We start from the raw sequence: 14,116 nt of genomic DNA, 5'->3' as shown, positions 1-14,116 counted from the left end.
GGGCGTTTGAACTCAGTCATCATTACGTTCTCCGGATTTAAGTCTGGAACGTGTCAACGCTATTCAGGACGGGTCAATCAAATAAATAAAGCCTCTCGTAAGAGAGGCTTTATGCTGACAAACCCTGTACTACCTGATGAACAGGTGTGGGGGAGTTTTACTCAACGGTCAAAATACGCGTGGTATTGGTTGAGCCGACGGTGCTCATGACATCGCCCTGGGTCACGATAACCAGGTCGCCGGAAACCAGATACCCTTTATCGCGCAGCAGATTAACAGCTTCATGTGCCGCGACAACGCCATCAGCCGCGCTGTCAAAATGCACCGGCGTTACTCCGCGGTAGAGCGCGGTCAGGTTGAGCGTGCGTTCATGGCGCGACATGGCGAAAATCGGCAGGCCGGAGCTGATACGGGAAGTCATTAGCGCGGTACGACCGGATTCCGTCATGGTGATGATCGCGGTAACGCCTTTCAGATGGTTTGCCGCATACATCGCAGACATGGCAATAGCTTCTTCAACGTTGTCGAACTGCACGTCGAGACGGTGTTTAGACACATTGATGCTGGGGATTTTTTCTGCGCCCAGGCAGACGCGCGCCATTGCGGCAACGGTTTCAGAAGGATACTGACCGGCTGCGGTTTCGGCAGACAGCATAACCGCATCCGTGCCATCCAGGACGGCGTTCGCCACGTCCATCACTTCCGCACGGGTCGGCATCGGGTTGGTGATCATCGACTCCATCATCTGCGTTGCGGTGATGACTGCGCGGTTTAGCTGACGCGCACGGCGAATCAGCGCTTTCTGGATACCAACCAGCTCCGGATCGCCGATTTCAACGCCCAGATCGCCACGTGCGACCATCACAACGTCAGAGGCCAGAATGATATCGTCCATGGCGTTTTGGTCGCATACCGCTTCGGCGCGTTCGACTTTAGCCACAATTTTCGCGTCGCAGCCGGCGTCGCGTGCCAGGCGGCGTGCGTAGTTCAGATCTTCGCCGCAGCGCGGGAAGGAGACGGCCAGATAGTCAACGCCTATCAGCGCAGCGGTTTGAATATCGGCTTTGTCTTTTTCGGTCAGCGCTTCAGCAGAAAGCCCGCCGCCGAGCTTGTTAATGCCTTTATTGTTAGACAGCGGGCCGCCGACGGTGACCTCGGTAAAGACTTTCATGCCCTGGACTTCAAGCACTTTCAACTGCACTCGACCATCGTCAAGCAGCAGGATATCGCCAGGAACGACGTCTGCCGGCAACCCTTTGTAATCAATGCCGACTTTTTCTTTATCGCCTTCGCCTTTACCCAGGTTAGCGTCTAACAGAAATTTGTCCCCGATATTGAGGAACACTTTGCCTTCTTTAAAAGTGGAAACGCGAATTTTTGGCCCTTGCAGGTCGCCTAAAATAGCCACATGACGCCCCAGTTTGGCGGCAATCTCACGGACTTTATCAGCACGCATTTTATGATCTTCCGGCGAGCCGTGAGAGAAGTTCATACGTACTACGTTTGCGCCCGCGGCGATAACCTTCTCAAGGTTGTTATCGCGGTCAGTTGCCGGGCCTAACGTGGTAACGATTTTGGTTCTGCGAAGCCTTCTGGACATGTAATACTCCGTTGACTAAAACAACTTGGTGTTGCGTGAACATTGATCCGGTCGTTCTGAAACCTTAACGGTATAAAATGAACGTCCCCGGATGACGAAAAGGGTAGAACATTGTTATTGCTTTTAGCGGTCATCACTCTTGATGAGTAATTCTTTATCAAAACGCGATTCCTTGAGCGCTTCCTTGACACGCTTCAAGTTATCTCTGAATTTTGCCCCGCGACGCAAAGTAAATCCCGTTGCCAGCACATCTATCACGGTCAGCTGAGCAAGTCGAGAGACCATGGGCATATAAATGTCTGTATCTTCCGGTACGTCGAGGGTAATGGCCAGCGTGGCTTCGCGCGCCAGCGGCGTTCCAGCGGAGGTCAGGGCGATCACCATCGCATCGTTTTCCCGCGCCAACTGCGCCAGTTCCACCAGGCTCTTGGTTCTGCCAGTATGCGAAATGAGCACGACGACGTCATCATCGCTACAATTCATACAGCTCATCCGTTGCAGCACGATATCGTCGGAGTAAATCACCGGCACATTGAAGCGAAAAAACTTATTCATGGCGTCATGCGCGACCGCGGCGGAGGAACCAAGACCAAAAAAGGCGATTTTTTTTGCCTGGGTCAGTAAATCGACCGCGCGGTTGACGGCCGATTTATCCAGCGACTGGCGAACATGGTCGAGACTGGCCATAGCGGACTCGAAGATTTTTCCTGTATAGGCCTCGACGCTGTCATCTTCATCCACATTGCGATTAACATAGGGGGTGCCATTTGCCAGACTTTGCGCCAGATGCAGTTTAAAATCAGGAAAGCCGCGGGTATTCATGCTGCGACAGAAACGGTTCACCGTTGGCTCGCTAACGTTAGCTTCCTGGGCCAGCATGGCAATGCTTAAGTGAATCGATCTGCCTGGGGCGGCCAGAATAACATCGGCGACTTTTCGTTCAGATTTGCTTAAATGTTCCAGTTGAGACTGGACTTTTTCCAGCATATTCATGATTAGCAAGGCTCATGGGTATTAGCGATTTCAATGATGCGCGAAACCGAACGCGTTTTGTTAGATATTACTCCTGGCGGCTGTCAAAGGGGGCAAAATGGCTAAAAAAGGTGTCGTTTTTTTTCATTACATGACCGACGTCGGATTTTAAGTTCCAGCTTGTGTGGAAAAGCGACAATTTTATTAGGCGTTTTGCCGATTATATTGCCAATCAAGCGCCGGTTCACCCATGAAAAGGCGTTTACGGTTTCCGTAATCTCGTAAAAGCAGTACAGTGCTGTGTAATAAAATTACAACGATATCCTGGCTAAAGTACCAGGAGATTAACTGAGGAGAATGACATGGCGGTAACGCAAACAGCCCAGGCATGTGACCTGGTCATTTTCGGCGCGAAAGGCGACCTGGCGCGCCGGAAACTGCTGCCTTCCCTGTATCAGCTTGAGAAAGCCGGCCAGATCCATCCGGATACCCGTATCATTGGGGTGGGGCGCGCGGACTGGGATAAAGAAGCCTATACCCACGTTGTGCGTGAAGCGCTGGAAACCTTCATGAAGGAAAAAATTGATGAAGGCTTGTGGGATACGCTGAGCGGCCGTCTGGATTTTTGTAATCTTGACGTTAACGATACGCCTGCGTTTAGTCGCCTGGGCGATATGCTGGATCAAAAAAACCGCACCACCATTAACTATTTTGCGATGCCGCCCAGCACCTTTGGCGCTATTTGCAAAGGGTTAGGGGAGGCTAAACTCAACGCCAAACCGGCGCGTGTCGTGATGGAGAAACCGTTGGGTACTTCGCTGGCGACCTCGCGTGAGATTAACGATCGGGTCGGCGAATACTTTGAAGAGTGCCAGGTATATCGTATCGACCACTATCTGGGCAAAGAAACGGTTCTCAACCTGCTGGCTCTGCGTTTTGCCAACTCGTTATTCGTTAATAACTGGGATAACCGCACTATCGATCACGTTGAGATTACCGTAGCGGAAGAGGTGGGGATTGAAGGGCGCTGGGGATATTTTGACCAGGCCGGTCAGATGCGCGATATGATCCAGAACCACTTGCTGCAAATTCTCTGCATGATTGCCATGTCACCGCCGTCTGACCTGAGCGCCGACAGTATTCGCGATGAAAAAGTCAAAGTGTTGAAATCGCTGCGCCGTATTGATCGCTCCAACGTGCGTGAAAAAACGGTTCGTGGTCAATACACCGCTGGCTTTGCGCAGGGGCAAAAGGTGCCGGGCTATCTGGAAGAAGAGGGCGCGAATAAAAGCAGCAACACCGAAACGTTCGTCGCGATCCGCGTCGACATCGATAACTGGCGTTGGGCGGGCGTGCCATTCTATCTGCGTACCGGCAAGCGTCTGCCAACCAAGTGCTCTGAAGTCGTGGTTTATTTCAAGACGCCTGAACTGAATCTCTTTAAAGAGTCCTGGCAAGACCTGCCGCAGAACAAATTGACGATTCGCCTGCAGCCGGATGAAGGCGTAGATATTCAGGTGCTTAACAAAGTACCGGGGCTGGATCATAAGCATAATCTGCAGATCACGAAGCTTGATCTGAGCTACTCCGAGACCTTTAATCAGACGCACCTGGCGGATGCATATGAGCGCCTGCTGCTGGAAACGATGCGTGGCATTCAGGCGCTGTTTGTCCGCCGTGACGAAGTGGAAGAAGCCTGGAAGTGGGTGGACTCCATTACCGAAGCATGGGCGATGGACAACGACGCGCCGAAGCCGTATCAGGCGGGCACCTGGGGACCGGTAGCGTCCGTGGCGATGATTACCCGTGACGGTCGTTCGTGGAATGAGTTTGAGTAAATTTGCCACTCACTCTTAGGTGGTATTTTACCGGTAACATGATCTAACACAGATTGTAGAATCATTTTTGCACTTTTAAGCCTCGTGTGGATTCACCTGCGAGGCTTTTTTTATTACACTGCCTGAAACGATTTTGCCCCATTATCACCGGACATCATGTATTTCACTGTCTTTCCACATTGATGAAACGCATGGTAAACCCGGTAGCCGGACAGATAAATTTCAGGAGCCTCTATGAATCCTAATTTGTTACGCGTAACACAGCGTATTGTCGAACGCTCGCAGCAGACCCGAGAAGCCTATCTTGCCCGCATTGAGCAGGCGAAAACCGCCACGGTCCACCGATCTCAACTGGCCTGCGGCAACCTGGCGCATGGCTTCGCCGCCTGTCAGCCAGAGGACAAAGCCTCGCTGAAAAGTATGTTGCGCAATAATATCGCCATCATCACCTCCTATAATGACATGCTCTCTGCGCATCAACCGTATGAACATTATCCGGAAATTATTCGTCAGGCCCTGCATTCCGTGAATGCGGTTGGTCAGGTCGCAGGCGGCGTACCGGCAATGTGCGATGGCGTTACGCAAGGGCAGGATGGCATGGAGTTGTCATTACTCAGCCGCGAAGTGATAGCGATGTCGGCAGCAGTTGGCCTCTCTCACAATATGTTTGACGGCGCGTTATTCCTCGGCGTATGCGACAAAATAGTTCCGGGGCTGGCGATGGCCGCGCTCTCTTTTGGTCATTTACCCGCGATTTTTGTTCCGTCAGGCCCGATGGCGAGCGGCCTGCCGAATAAAGAAAAAGTCCGTATTCGTCAGCTATATGCGGAAGGAAAAGTTGACAGAATGGCGCTGCTGGAGTCGGAAGCCGCCTCTTACCATGCGCCGGGCACCTGTACATTTTACGGCACCGCCAACACCAACCAGATGGTGGTGGAGTTTATGGGAATGCAGTTGCCGGGTTCTTCGTTTGTGCATCCGGATGCGCCGCTGCGCGAGGCATTGACTGCCGCTGCCGCACGTCAGGTAACACGTCTTACCGGCAACGGCAATACGTGGATGCCACTCGGTAAAATGATCGACGAAAAAGTCGTGGTGAACGGCATTGTCGCGCTGCTGGCTACCGGCGGCTCCACCAACCACACCATGCATCTGGTTGCAATGGCGCGCGCGGCGGGCATTCTGATCAACTGGGATGACTTCTCGGATTTGTCGGAAGTGGTTCCGTTGATGGCACGTCTGTACCCGAACGGTCCGGCGGACATTAACCACTTCCAGGCGGCGGGCGGCGTACCGGTATTGATGCGTGAGCTGCTCAATGCCGGATTGCTGCACGAAGACGTTAATACTGTCGCAGGCTTCGGCCTGAAACGCTATACGCTGGAGCCCTGGCTCAACAACGGCGAGCTGGACTGGCGTGAAGGCGCGGAAAGGTCACTGGATAACGATGTCATTGCCTCTTTTGATAAGCCGTTCTCTCCTCACGGCGGTACTAAGGTGCTAAGCGGTAATCTGGGACGCGCAGTAATGAAGACGTCTGCGGTACCGGTTGAAAACCAGATCATTGAAGCGCCTGCCATGGTATTTGAAAGTCAGCATGATGTGCTGCCTGCGTTTGACGCGGGTCTGCTTGATCGGGATTGTGTTGTTGTCGTGCGTCATCAGGGACCAAAAGCGAATGGAATGCCAGAATTACATAAACTCATGCCGCCACTTGGTGTATTATTGGACCGCCGTTTCAAAATCGCGTTAGTTACTGATGGACGACTTTCAGGCGCTTCGGGTAAAGTGCCTTCAGCTATCCACGTAACGCCGGAAGCCTACGATGGCGGCTTACTGGCAAAAGTGCGCGATGGCGACATCATTCGCGTGAATGGGCAGACAGGTGAGTTAACTCTGCTGGTCGACGAGGCGGAACTTGCCGCTCGTCAGCCTCATATTCCGGACCTGAGCGCGTCGCGCGTCGGAACGGGGCGTGAGTTGTTTGGCGCGCTGCGCGAAAAGCTGTCGGGTGCGGAGCAGGGCGCAACCTGTATCACTTTTTAAGATGACACACTAGTAATCAGGCGAGAGAAGAATTCCGATGAAAAACTGGAAAACAAGTGCAGAAGCAATCCTGACCACCGGCCCGGTTGTCCCGGTCATTGTAGTCAATAAACTGGAGCACGCGGTGCCGATGGCTAAAGCGCTGGTGGCCGGGGGCGTTCGCGTTCTGGAAGTGACTTTACGTACGGCCTGCGCGATGGATGCTATTCGCGCTATCGCTAAAGACGTGCCGGAAGCGATTGTCGGCGCCGGAACCGTTCTCAATCCGCAGCAGTTGGCGGAGGTGACGGAAGCGGGCGCGCAGTTTGCGATTAGCCCGGGACTGACTGAGCCACTGCTGAAAGCCGCGACGGCAGGCACTATCCCATTGATTCCCGGTATTAGCACCGTTTCTGAACTGATGTTGGGCATGGACTATGGTCTGAAAGAGTTCAAATTCTTCCCGGCGGAAGCGAATGGCGGCACTAAAGCGTTGCAGGCGATTGCCGGTCCGTTCTCTCAGGTACGTTTCTGCCCAACCGGCGGCATCTCTCCGGCAAACTATCGTAACTATCTGGCGCTGAAAAGCGTGTTGTGCATCGGCGGTTCCTGGCTGGTGCCGGCCGACGCGCTGGAAGCGGGTGATTACGATCGCATCACCAAACTGGCGCGCGAAGCGGTAGAAGGCGCGAAGCAGTAAGCCGTTAAATGCCCGATGGCGCTTGCTTATCGGGCTTACGAGTGGCGATCAGTCAGGTCTGATAAAAATGCGCTAACGTCGCCATCAGGCGATGGCGCATTAGCCTTTTACCGTCACGCGGCTGGCGGCCTTTTTCGCTCTTATCACCGCTTCTTCAACGTTTTCACCTGTCGCTAACGCTACACCAAGACGACGGGTGCCGTCGATCTCAGGCTTACCAAACAGCCGTACCTGCACTCCGGCCCCTACCGCCGCGTGTACATCATCAAACGTCACATTTTGACTGGTAAGCTGCGGCAGAATCACGGCCGAGGCAGCGGGACCATACTGGCGAATAGCGCCTATGGGCATTCCCAGAAAGGCGCGCACATGCAGCGCAAACTCAGAAAGATCCTGAGAAATCAACGTCACCATTCCGGTATCGTGCGGGCGAGGGGAGACTTCGCTGAAAATGACTTCATCGCCACAGACGAAGAGTTCAACGCCGAACAGACCATGACCGCCTAACGCCAGTACCACATGACGCGCAATCTCTTGCGCCCGCTTCAGCGCCAGTTCGCTCATCTGCTGTGGCTGCCAGGATTCGCGATAGTCGCCATCTTGCTGACGATGACCGACCGGCGCGCAGAAATGCACGCCATCGACGGCGCTAACGGTGAGCAGCGTAATTTCAAAATCAAATTTAACCACGCCTTCCACAATCACGCGACCCGCGCCAGCGCGTCCGCCCTGTTGAGCATATTCCCATGCCTGCGCGAGCTGTTCGGCCGAGCGGATAAAGCTCTGGCCTTTGCCGGAAGAGCTCATGACCGGTTTGACGATGCAAGGAAAACCCACTGCGGCTACCGCGTCATGAAAACTGGCCTCACTGTCGGCAAAGCGATACGTCGATGTCGGCAGACCTAATTCTTCTGCGGCGAGGCGACGGATCCCTTCGCGGTTCATCGTGAGCTGCGTTGCACGGGCGCAAGGCACGACATTCAGCCCTTCGTCCTCCAGCTCACGCAGCGTATCGGTGGCGATCGCTTCTATTTCCGGCACGATATAATGCGGTTTTTCCTCTGTAATCACATGACGTAGCGCCTCGCCATCCAGCATATTAATGACGTGTGAACGGTGAGCCACATGCATGGCGGGAGCATCAGGATAGCGATCGACGGCGATAACCTCGATCCCCAGGCGTTGGCATTCAATCGCTACCTCTTTTCCTAATTCTCCTGCCCCTAATAACATCACCCGCGTTGCTGCCGGACGCAGCGCAGTGCCTAATAGCGTCATATTTCTGTCCCCTTATTTACCTGCGCGCAGTATATACGAAAACGTTTGCGTATGTCTTTTCGAATAGATTGCTTTTCTTGCTGTCTTGCAATATACTGTATATAAACACAGGTAAATAAGGGGCTGCAAAATGGCGGTTGAAGTTAAATACGTAGTCATTCGCGAGGGTGAGGAGAAGATGTCATTTACCAGTAAAAAGGAAGCCGACGCCTGGGACAAAATGCTCGATACTGCCGATCTTCTTGATACCTGGCTTGAGCAGTCGCCAGTCGTGCTGGAAGATGGGCAGCGCGAAGCGTTGTCGCTGTGGCTGGCGGAACATAAAGAGGTGTTAAGCACTATCCTCAAAACCGGTAAGTTGCCTTCTCCGCAGGCGGTTGAAAAGGACGCCGCGAGTAAAACGAAAAAGCAAGCCGCCTGAACCCGTACTTGCGCTCCCGGCGTTTTGTACCATGCTTTTCCTGAATCATTGTGCTAAGGAGAAAAGTATGAATAAAAGAGGAGCGTTGTTGAGCCTGCTGTTGTTATCCGCCAGCGTATCGGCATTTGCGGCATCCACCGAGAGTAAATCGGTTAAGTTTCCGCAGTGCGAAGGGCTGGATGCCGCCGGGATTGCGGCAAGCGTGAAGCGCGACTACCAGCAAAATCGTATCGTGCGGTGGGCAGACGACCAAAAAAAGGTCGGGCAGGCTGACCCGGTCGCGTGGGTTAATGTGCAGGACGTTGTGGGTCAAAATGATAAATGGACAGTTCCGCTAACTGTTCGCGGTAAAAGCGCCGATATTCATTATCAGGTCATCGTTGATTGCAAAGCCGGCAAGGCGGAATATAAGCCCCGCTAGCAGCGTGATTTGCGCTTCTTTTGCCGGAACAGACAATTCCTGACATCCCCTCAGGTACGCTTGACCATTATTGGTCTGTATTTGAGGGGTACTATGGCTAACTGGTTGAACCAATTACAATCACTTCTTGGGCAAAAAGGCGCTTCCGCATCGCCTTCCGGTGAACAGGGGTTAAATAAACTGCTGGTTCCCGGCGCGCTGGGCGGTCTGGCTGGACTGTTGGTCGCCAATAAGTCTTCGCGCAAATTATTAACTAAATACGGTACTGGCGCTTTGCTGGTGGGCGGCGGCGCGGTGGCGGGTTCCGTATTGTGGAATAAGTACAAAGATAAAGTACGCGCTGCGCATCAGGGGGAGCCGCAATTCGGCAGCCAAAGTACGCCGCTGGATGTTCGCACTGAGCGACTGATCCTGGCGCTGGTTTTTGCTGCAAAAAGCGATGGGCATATTGATGCCAAAGAACGCGCGGCGATTGAGCACCAACTGCGAGAATCAGGTGTGGAAGAGCAAGGGCGTGTGTTTATCGAGAAAGCTATTGAGCAGCCGCTTGATCCACAACGTCTGGCACAGGGCGTTCGTAATGAAGAAGAAGCCCTGGAAATCTACTTCCTGAGCTGCGCCGCCATTGATATTGACCACTTTATGGAACGTAGCTATCTGAATGCGTTAGGAGACGCACTAAAAATTCCTCAGGAGGTTCGGGACGGTATCGAGCAGGACTTGCAGCAGCAAAAACAGGCGCTACCAGGCTGATAACCTGCCATTAAGTAACATGTTTCGCTTGCATCATGCGTGTCTTTTGCCACCCTTATAGGATGGATAGTTTACGTCATTCATGTTGCAGGATAGCGGCGAAGCAGTGACATCTCAGGCGCTTACCGAGGTGAGCGACCGGGACTACCATGCTACGCCGCTGTGTTTGCCGCGTGATATATAACAAATATTAACGCAAAAGAAAAAACGACATGTTGCCAAAAGCCAATCGAATTCCCTATGCCATGACCGTACATGGCGATACGCGCATTGATAATTATTACTGGCTGCGAGATGACACTCGCTCGCAGCCGGAAGTCCTTGATTACCTGCATCAGGAAAATGAGTATGGCCGGAAGGTCATGTCCTCTCAGCAGGCGTTACAGGACCGCATTCTAAAAGAAATTATCGATCGTATCCCGCCCAGAGAAGTTTCCGCTCCGTATGTGAAAAATGGCTATCGCTACCGTTATATCTATGAACCCGGCTGCGAATATGCCATCTATCAACGACAATCGGCGTTAAGCGAAGAGTGGGATGTGTGGGAAACCTTGCTCGATGCGAACCAGCGGGCCGCGCACAGCGAATTTTATACGCTCGGCGGACTTGCCATTACGCCGGATAATACCATCATGGCGCTGGCAGAAGATTATTTATCCCGTCGTCAGTATGGGTTGCGTTTTCGTAACCTCGAAAGCGGTAACTGGTATCCGGAACTGCTGGATAACGTTGCGCCTGAATTTGTCTGGGCCAATGATTCCCTGACCCTTTACTATGTGCGTAAGCATAAGAAGACGCTGCTGCCCTATCAGGTTTGGCGGCACACGATTGGCACTCCGTCATCGCAAGATGAACTGGTATATGAAGAGAAAGACGATACCTTTTATGTCAGCCTGCATAAAACCACTTCGCAGCATTATGTGGTAATTCATCTTGCCAGCGCCACCACTAGCGAAGTGCTATTACTTGACGCGGAACTGGCCGATGCCGAGCCGTTTTCATTCTTACCGCGCCGCAAAGACCACGAATATAGTCTCGATCACTATCAACATAAGTTTTACCTGCGCTCTAACCGGAACGGTAAAAACTTTGGGTTGTACCGTACCCGCGTGCGCAATGAAAACGCCTGGGAAGAGCTGATCCCTCCGCGCGAGCATATTATGCTGGAAGGGTTTACCCTGTTTACCGACTGGTTAGTGGTCGAAGAGCGTCAACGGGGGCTTACCAGCCTGCGGCAAATTAACCGTAAAACCCGTGAAGTGATAGGCATTGCCTTTGACGATCCGGCTTACGTGACGTGGCTTGCCTATAATCCCGAACCTGAGACCTCCCGGCTGCGTTACGGCTATTCTTCAATGACGACGCCAGATACCTTGTTTGAACTGGATATGGATACCGGAGAACGACGGGTACTTAAACAGACGGAAGTGCCTGGGTTTGATTCTGGCTGTTATCAGAGCGAACACCTGTGGATCACCGCACGCGACGGCGTCGAAGTGCCGGTATCGTTGGTTTATCATCAGAAGTATTTTCGTAAAGGGCAAAATCCGCTTCTGGTTTACGGCTACGGATCTTACGGTTCCAGTATTGACGCCGATTTCAGCAGCAGCCGACTGAGCTTGCTGGATCGTGGCTTTGTTTACGCAATCGTACACGTTCGCGGCGGCGGTGAGCTGGGGCAGCAGTGGTATGAAGATGGCAAATTCCTCAAAAAGCGGAATACTTTTAATGACTATCTTGATGCCTGCGATGCCTTATTAAAACTGGGTTACGGTTCGCCGTCGCTGTGTTATGGGATGGGCGGGAGCGCGGGCGGAATGCTAATGGGCGTCGCTATCAACGAACGTCCCGAGCTTTTTCACGGCGTTATTGCCCAGGTACCCTTTGTTGATGTATTAACCACGATGCTGGATGAGTCGATCCCACTAACGACAGGAGAGTTTGAAGAGTGGGGGAACCCGCAGGATAGTGAGTATTATAACTATATGAAAAGCTATAGTCCTTATGACAATGTCAAAGCGCAGGACTATCCGCACCTGCTGGTGACGACAGGATTGCACGATTCCCAGGTGCAATACTGGGAACCGGCGAAGTGGGTGGCAAAATTACGCGAGCTAAAAACGGACCAACGTCTGCTGCTGTTATGTACGGATATGGACTCCGGGCACGGTGGTAAGTCGGGGCGGTTTAAATCCTACGAAGGCGTCGCGCTGGAGTTCGCCTTTTTAATCGGCCTGGCGCAGGGAACCTTACATAGCGCATAGACGCGCGCCCGCAACGGCTTGTGAGCGTCGCGGGTTATTGTGGTGTTCCATTGCTGCGTTGCTCGCCAGCCTGAACATCTTCCAGGTAGTGTTTAAGCGTCAGGCGAAGTTCCGGGCTCATATTATCAAGGTTATTAAAAAGCCAGCGTAAATAGCCCGGATCGCGTTTTGCGACTTCAGATACCGCCTTACCGCGGTATTTACCGAACGGGAAAGTGGTTAACAGCGCAGGACGGCCCGTGATATTGACCATCTCTTCCGCGGTCCAGCCGGTGGTTCGCATAATATCAATCAGCAAGGCGGCGGTGATATAGCAATCATAAAGCGCCCGGTGATGATGCAGCCCCGGTGGCGTTTGTACGCTTAGTTTGCGCGATTTATAGAGCGCCATATTGCTGTATTTTATTCCCGGCCACAGGCGTCGCGACAACTTCATGGTACAGATCCACTCACCCGGCAATTCAGGTAATACGCGTCTGTCGAAACTGGCATTGTGAGCGACATACCACTCACTACCGTAATAAAGCGGTATGACATCTTCAATCCACGGCTTATCGGCGACCATGGCTTCGGTAATACGGTGTATCGCCATCGCCTGCGGCGTAATAGGGCGATCGGGGCGTATCAGGTGACTCATGGGATTGACAATGTTGCCATCAATGACATCTACAGAGGCTATCTCTACGATCCCGCCCTGCAGCCCGCAGGTTTCCGTGTCTATAATCCGCAACATGATTCATTCCTCACCGAAAGACCTTAGCGTAATGGAATGATATCGCCTTGCCAACCCTCGGTTGTGCGCAGACCCGTCAGTAATAGCGAACCGCAATCGGCACGAACAATAAGTTGCCCGCTTTCATCCCACAGCGCGCTACTGCCACAGGCATTGGCCATCAGTACGGCCAGCGCATATTTATGCGAAAAACGTTGTAAGCGTGAGGTAGAAGCATGGAGTTCAGGTTCGTTAAGACATTGACTGGTTGTGAATAACGTAAATGAGGGATCTATATCACCACCTTCTGGCTGCTCATCCACCACGTTGATAGCGCTTCGCTGCCTGGCAATACAGGCGCCATGACTTTTGTGAAACATGAGCGGCGACGTTAGCCATGGGGCAAAAATAGCGATGCCTTTTACGAAGCGGCAGTTATGCTCAACAGGCATACCCACAATGATAGTCATATGGTGGGTATCGGCCGCATGAGTGAGCGGCTGTAAAAGCGCCTCGTCAGGCGGGGCGGGCAACGATTTATTCCTTTCGTCGCAGCCTAATAGCGACAGCGACGGAAAGACCAGCAGTTCGCACTGTTGACGAGCCGCAAGCTCAATATATTCCAGATGATGGGCGACATGCTCCGCCGGCGAGGCGTTCAGGGGCGCATACTGCGCAGCAGCAATTTTCCAGGAGGACATAATGACTTCCTTTTCATAGTCTCTACAGCCATTCTAAAAAGCATAGGTTAAGAATCGCCTTATAATGTAGTCGTCTGCATGTAAGGAAGTGTAACGTTATATAATTTTTATTTAACTTTGGGTTCGTAAGGGAGTCGGGATAGTGATACGGAAGCCAGACGATGGGCAATCAGCCGCTCGCGAAACCAGGCGCGTAGATGCTCTGGCTGCTCACGTTCGACCGCCTCCGCGACAACTGGCATATTGTAGCGCTCTTTAAATGCCACCCCGGCTGCCGCCAGGTCCACATTGACTTTATCCATTTCCGCTTGTTCAAGCTGAGCCAGATTTGTTTTCATACGTGTCTCCTTTTTTGTTGCCGCCAGAAGGTACTAAGAGTACGCGGTAATGGCAAGATGGAAATGATGATCCTCGACTCATTGATTGTTGAA

The 14,116-nt window shown here is 52.6% G+C and carries 13 protein-coding genes; 7 read left to right on the top strand and 6 right to left on the bottom strand.

Annotated elements, in window-relative coordinates; all coding sequences use genetic code 11:
- Positions 1–157: 157 nt before the first annotated feature.
- Together pyk and ACLJRU_RS02710 are read right to left on the bottom strand one after the other, a co-directional pair.
- Positions 158–1,600: a pyruvate kinase gene (gene pyk, locus ACLJRU_RS02715; protein ID WP_000091156.1), complete on the bottom strand. Its 1,443-nt coding sequence runs from the start codon at positions 1,598–1,600 to the stop codon at positions 158–160.
- A gap of 123 nt (positions 1,601–1,723) precedes the next feature.
- Positions 1,724–2,593, bottom strand: coding sequence for a MurR/RpiR family transcriptional regulator (locus tag ACLJRU_RS02710; RefSeq protein ID WP_001056720.1), 870 nt, complete (start codon positions 2,591–2,593; stop codon positions 1,724–1,726).
- Between the two features lie 341 nt (positions 2,594–2,934).
- Here ACLJRU_RS02710 and zwf point away from each other — a divergent pair, with 341 nt between their 5' ends.
- The 3 genes from zwf to kdgA all read left to right on the top strand — a co-directional run bounded on the left by zwf (position 2,935) and on the right by kdgA (position 7,135).
- Positions 2,935–4,410 carry a glucose-6-phosphate dehydrogenase gene (gene zwf / locus ACLJRU_RS02705; protein WP_000301711.1) on the top strand — a complete coding sequence of 492 codons (1,476 nt, stop codon included), beginning with the start codon at positions 2,935–2,937 and terminating at the stop codon, positions 4,408–4,410.
- 234 nt (positions 4,411–4,644) lie between these two features.
- Complete coding sequence (edd, locus tag ACLJRU_RS02700; RefSeq protein WP_001069111.1) at positions 4,645–6,456, top strand: phosphogluconate dehydratase; 1,812 nt, start codon at positions 4,645–4,647, stop codon at positions 6,454–6,456.
- Between the two features lie 37 nt (positions 6,457–6,493).
- Positions 6,494–7,135: a bifunctional 4-hydroxy-2-oxoglutarate aldolase/2-dehydro-3-deoxy-phosphogluconate aldolase gene (gene kdgA / locus ACLJRU_RS02695; RefSeq protein WP_000800495.1), complete on the top strand. Its 642-nt coding sequence runs from the start codon at positions 6,494–6,496 to the stop codon at positions 7,133–7,135.
- A 99-nt stretch (positions 7,136–7,234) separates the two neighbouring features.
- Here the strand turns inward: kdgA and purT are convergent, their stop codons facing one another.
- Positions 7,235–8,413 carry a formate-dependent phosphoribosylglycinamide formyltransferase gene (purT, locus tag ACLJRU_RS02690; RefSeq protein WP_000173416.1) on the bottom strand — a complete coding sequence of 393 codons (1,179 nt, stop codon included), beginning with the start codon at positions 8,411–8,413 and terminating at the stop codon, positions 7,235–7,237.
- 130 nt (positions 8,414–8,543) lie between these two features.
- On the opposite strand from purT, the gene yebG reads away from it, so the two are divergent.
- The 4 genes from yebG to ptrB all read left to right on the top strand — a co-directional run bounded on the left by yebG (position 8,544) and on the right by ptrB (position 12,272).
- Positions 8,544–8,834: a DNA damage-inducible protein YebG gene (gene yebG / locus ACLJRU_RS02685; protein ID WP_000257723.1), complete on the top strand. Its 291-nt coding sequence runs from the start codon at positions 8,544–8,546 to the stop codon at positions 8,832–8,834.
- Positions 8,835–8,901: 67 nt separating this feature from the next.
- Positions 8,902–9,255, top strand: a complete 354-nt coding sequence (yebF, locus tag ACLJRU_RS02680; protein WP_001042123.1) for a protein YebF — start codon at positions 8,902–8,904, stop codon at positions 9,253–9,255.
- A gap of 93 nt (positions 9,256–9,348) precedes the next feature.
- On the top strand, positions 9,349–10,008 hold the full coding sequence (locus tag ACLJRU_RS02675) for a tellurite resistance TerB family protein (protein WP_000024707.1): 660 nt from the start codon (positions 9,349–9,351) through the stop codon (positions 10,006–10,008).
- A gap of 212 nt (positions 10,009–10,220) precedes the next feature.
- Positions 10,221–12,272 (top strand): oligopeptidase B, encoded by a 2,052-nt coding sequence (ptrB, locus tag ACLJRU_RS02670; RefSeq protein ID WP_000936992.1) that lies wholly within the window; start codon positions 10,221–10,223, stop codon positions 12,270–12,272.
- Positions 12,273–12,306: 34 nt separating this feature from the next.
- On the opposite strand, the gene exoX is transcribed toward ptrB, so the two are convergent.
- From exoX to ACLJRU_RS02655, 3 genes are all read right to left on the bottom strand, one after another.
- Positions 12,307–13,005 (bottom strand): exodeoxyribonuclease X, encoded by a 699-nt coding sequence (gene exoX / locus ACLJRU_RS02665; protein WP_000944282.1) that lies wholly within the window; start codon positions 13,003–13,005, stop codon positions 12,307–12,309.
- 23 nt (positions 13,006–13,028) lie between these two features.
- Positions 13,029–13,685, bottom strand: coding sequence for a carbon-nitrogen hydrolase family protein (locus tag ACLJRU_RS02660; RefSeq protein WP_000100257.1), 657 nt, complete (start codon positions 13,683–13,685; stop codon positions 13,029–13,031).
- A gap of 107 nt (positions 13,686–13,792) precedes the next feature.
- The gene (locus ACLJRU_RS02655; protein ID WP_000856224.1) at positions 13,793–14,023 is read right to left on the bottom strand and encodes a DNA polymerase III subunit theta; all 231 of its coding nucleotides are present in this window, start codon (positions 14,021–14,023) and stop codon (positions 13,793–13,795) included.
- Between the last annotated feature and the right edge of the window lie 93 nt (positions 14,024–14,116).

It is taken from the genome of Salmonella sp. SAL00653, from assembly GCF_046552515.1.
Classification (GTDB): domain Bacteria; phylum Pseudomonadota; class Gammaproteobacteria; order Enterobacterales; family Enterobacteriaceae; genus Salmonella; species Salmonella enterica.
Note: the sequence above shows the minus strand (reverse complement) of the source record. Positions and strands in the feature narration are given on the sequence as shown.